Genomic DNA, 1,603 nt, shown 5'->3' on the forward strand with positions numbered 1-1,603 from the left:
AGAACGACCGCGCCTTCGCCGTCATCCGCACCGCCGGCGGCCAGGCCCCCAGCCCCGATGTCGACTTCCCCGAGTTGTCGTCCACCGGACTGCTTCTGTCCTCCCTGAAGCCAGCAGACCGTGCACTCCTGCCCGAGGGCACACCAGACCGAGAAGTCAGCATCGACCTGGACGGGCAGATGATGCCGTATAAATGGAGCATTCTCGCCGACGGCCAATCCTCCTCCGCGACCGTGCAGGAGGGCCAGCGCCTGCGGATGGTCATGCGCAACAGGACCATGATGCCCCATCCCATGCACATCCACGGCCACACGTGGTCGCTGCCCGGCAGCGGCGGGCTACGCAAGGACACCGTCCTTCTCCGCCGCGGTGAAACCATAATCGCCGACCTGATCGCTGAGAACCCCGGTGAGTGGGCATTTCACTGCCATAACGCCTATCACATGGAAACCGGGATGTTCAGCTCGCTTCGCTACAAGTAACCCCCACAGCAGGGTTGAGTGCCGAGGTGGGCAGAGTCGCTACAGACCACCCACCGGGCAGCACGATGACCTTCCTCGGTGTTGTGGTCTTCCGGGACAACCAGAACACCGTCTTCTTCCCCACCGCCCCGGAATAAGAAGATCTAATCCATGCCGAGCACACCCCGCAGAGCCGCCATCGCGGTTGCCGCGGTGCTCACCGCCGTGACCCCGGTGGCCTGTTCCTCAGGCGACGCCGCCCCTCCGTGCGCACCTCACCAGAGCCGAGGGTAGCTATACCCTCCGGAAGCGACATCAGGGTGCCCACCCGGGCGCTCTCCGCCGCGAAGCAAGGAAGAGCGGAGCGTCCGGGTGCGGCGGGTGCCCCTGCAGGAGCGGAGGAAGGGTATAGCGTACCCACCCACCCAGCCTCTGTAAGAACGAGGACGATAACCGCCTTTCCAAACGGAACTACACGTAAGCCCCCGAGTCGTCATGACCCGGGGGCTTTCCATATAGTCGATTTAGACGTCAGAGCCCTCGGCGGCGCCGGTCGCCTCCGCAACCTTCTGCGCACGAATACGCGGCTCCTTACCCTGCACCTTCACCTCCAGGAACTCGCCCACATGGCGAATCTCCATGGCGCTCACGCCGTGACCCGCACCGGCGTACAGCACCTTGATGCCGTCGGTGTACTTGCGGATCCAGTCGTAGGTGTAGTTCACCATCTCCTGCGGGATGACGGGGTCTTCCTGGTCGCGGCCGAAGAACACCGGCAGTTCGGTCTTCTTCAGCTCCTCGTCCTTGAAGTACGGCGAATCAGAGTCTACCGCGTAGCCGGACAGACCCACCACAGCGGCGAACTCGCCGGGGGCATGACGCACCATCGAAGTTGCGATGCCCATGCCCTGCGAGAAGCCCAGCAGAGTCACCGAAGCGTACGGTTCACGGTTCGCTCGCATCCACTCCAGCACGTAGTCGCTCGCCTGCTCAATGGCGCGCTGGTTAGATTCAAGCTGCTGGTTCAGCGGGTACCACTGGTAGCCGATAGCGTCTGCGGCAATGTAGGCGCCGGTCGAGTCCGCGGAGAACTGGGTGCCGACCGGCTGCGGTGCGGATGACGGCGAAGGCGCGGTCGTTCT

2 protein-coding genes are annotated in these 1,603 nt (G+C 63.9%); one reads left to right on the forward strand and one right to left on the reverse strand.

Features of this window, described 5'->3' with window-relative positions; translation table 11 throughout:
- The coding region (locus HMPREF2756_RS04225; RefSeq protein WP_168163745.1) for a multicopper oxidase domain-containing protein at positions 1-482 on the forward strand (482 nt) is incomplete at its 5' end.
- Between the two features lie 503 nt (positions 483-985).
- Here the strand turns inward: HMPREF2756_RS04225 and HMPREF2756_RS04230 are convergent.
- Positions 986-1,603 (reverse strand): alpha/beta hydrolase (locus HMPREF2756_RS04230; protein ID WP_070618653.1); only part of this gene is annotated, 618 nt, incomplete at its 5' end.

The organism is Rothia sp. HMSC067H10, from assembly GCF_001810635.1.
Lineage (GTDB): Bacteria > Actinomycetota > Actinomycetes > Actinomycetales > Micrococcaceae > Rothia > Rothia dentocariosa.